Annotated in this window: 2 rRNA genes (1 of these 2 cut by a window edge); both read right to left on the reverse strand. The window is 44.1% G+C overall.

Annotation, left to right across the window (positions count from 1 at the left end):
- Positions 1 to 830: 830 nt before the first annotated feature.
- Positions 831 to 946: ribosomal RNA gene (gene rrf, locus AC0L8O_RS25455) — 5S ribosomal RNA — on the reverse strand.
- A 220-nt stretch (positions 947 to 1,166) separates the two neighbouring features.
- A 23S ribosomal RNA gene (locus AC0L8O_RS25460) occupies positions 1,167 to 2,500 on the reverse strand (it continues 1,599 nt past the right edge of the window).

Below are 2,500 nucleotides of genomic sequence, written 5' to 3' on the forward strand. Positions count from 1 at the left end.
TTATTGTTAACTCCTTTTTCGGAAGCAACTTTATTAGTATACCGTTCGAAACATAATAAGTCAACAACTTTTTTAAAAGTATTTTAAAATCAAATTTTTAATTCAGCCAATTAACGGCAGATATTTATAATAACTAACTATTTGTTTATTGTCAACTACTTAATTCATTTTTATCAAACAATAGCTTTTAATGGATTACCAAGGTAATAATAAAAACATCATGTTAACTGTTTTGGTTGAAAAAAATCACCTGAGAATTCTCATTAAAATTAAATCAAATTGCAAATAGTTATTCTTCATTAAACATTTCTGTCCCTAAATTGCAATCTCTTTACCATAAACAACAATTACAACTTGAAATTATTTCTGGAATTATAGATATAAATGGAAAGACAATAATCTTTAAATAGGAAATGCGTGAATCACATGTAATTCACGCTAAAATGTCTTAAATCATAGTTTGAAGTATTTTCCGGAAGGATAGAAAACGGTAAAGGGAGACTAAAATAAAAGCCTTGATATGCTTATATTGTCGTGCAATATACTTTACCAATCTTCTTTGTTCAATCTCCCCTACAACAACATCTATATTTAAAGCCACATTCGTTATCAAATGAATCCTTTGGTACATTAACATTGAGTTAAGTCTAATTTATCTTTGATTATCCTAAATTACCAACTATTCTCCAATGTCCACCAAAAATCTACATTGTTATACTTCTCCCTAGATTCCATTTGTCTTTGTTCTTTGGGAAAGGAAAAACCTTCGGTTTTTATTTTTTCACACAAAAAAAGACCAGTATCTCTACTGATCTTTTCTTCCTCTTTTCACTTGGCAACGTCCTACTCTCACAGGGGGAAACCCCCAACTACCATCGGCGCTGAAGAGCTTAACTTCCGTGTTCGGCATGGGAACGGGTGTGACCTCTTCGCCATCATCACCAAATAATATAGTTTACGGCTTCCGATAAACTTCACATTTCTGCGTCATCTCATTCGTCAACATCCTCACGTACTGAAGTACGCTCCGGTGTCTCCTCAATCGATTCCTTGAACTGTTCGTTTCTCGAAACCCTCTTACTATAAACTTAGATTGAAAGAATATATATTCCTTCAAAACTAGATAACGATACACAATTCAATTCACTAAGCATTCGCTTTATTGTTAGGTTAAGTCCTCGATCGATTAGTATCAGTCAGCTCCACACGTCACCGCGCTTCCACCTCTGACCTATCAACCTGATCATCTTTCAGGGATCTTACTAGCTTACGCTATGGGAAATCTCATCTTGAGGGGGGCTTCATGCTTAGATGCTTTCAGCACTTATCCCTTCCGCACATAGCTACCCAGCTATGCCTTTGGCAAGACAACTGGTACACCAGCGGTGCGTCCATCCCGGTCCTCTCGTACTAAGGACAGCTCCTCTCAAATTTCCTACGCCCACGACGGATAGGGACCGAACTGTCTCACGACGTTCTGAACCCAGCTCGCGTACCGCTTTAATGGGCGAACAGCCCAACCCTTGGGACCGACTACAGCCCCAGGATGCGATGAGCCGACATCGAGGTGCCAAACCTCCCCGTCGATGTGGACTCTTGGGGGAGATAAGCCTGTTATCCCCGGGGTAGCTTTTATCCGTTGAGCGATGGCCCTTCCATGCGGAACCACCGGATCACTAAGCCCGACTTTCGTCCCTGCTCGACTTGTAGGTCTCGCAGTCAAGCTCCCTTGTGCCTTTACACTCTACGAATGATTTCCAACCATTCTGAGGGAACCTTTGGGCGCCTCCGTTACATTTTAGGAGGCGACCGCCCCAGTCAAACTGCCCACCTGACACTGTCTCCCAAGCCCGATCAAGGCTCGTGGGTTAGAATTTCAATACAGCCAGGGTAGTATCCCACCGACGCCTCCACCGAAGCTGGCGCTCCGGCTTCTCAGGCTCCTACCTATCCTGTACAAGCTGTACCAAAATTCAATATCACGGCTACAGTAAAGCTCCACGGGGTCTTTCCGTCCTGTCGCGGGTAACCTGCATCTTCACAGGTACTATAATTTCACCGAGTCTCTCGTTGAGACAGTGCCCAGATCGTTACGCCTTTCGTGCGGGTCGGAACTTACCCGACAAGGAATTTCGCTACCTTAGGACCGTTATAGTTACGGCCGCCGTTTACTGGGGCTTCGGTTCAAAGCTTCGCTTGCGCTAACCTCTCCCCTTAACCTTCCAGCACCGGGCAGGCGTCAGCCCCTATACTTCGCCTTGCGGCTTCGCAGAGACCTGTGTTTTTGCTAAACAGTCGCCTGGGCCTATTCACTGCGGCTTTTCCGGGCTATTCACCCTAAAAAGCACCCCTTCTCCCGAAGTTACGGGGTCATTTTGCCGAGTTCCTTAACGAGAGTTCTCTCGCTCACCTTAGGATTCTCTCCTCGCCTACCTGTGTCGGTTTGCGGTACGGGCACCTCTCACCTCGCTAGAGGCTTTTCTTGGCAGTGTGGAATCAG

The sequence above is a fragment of the Metabacillus sp. KJ11-3 genome (assembly GCF_055808295.1).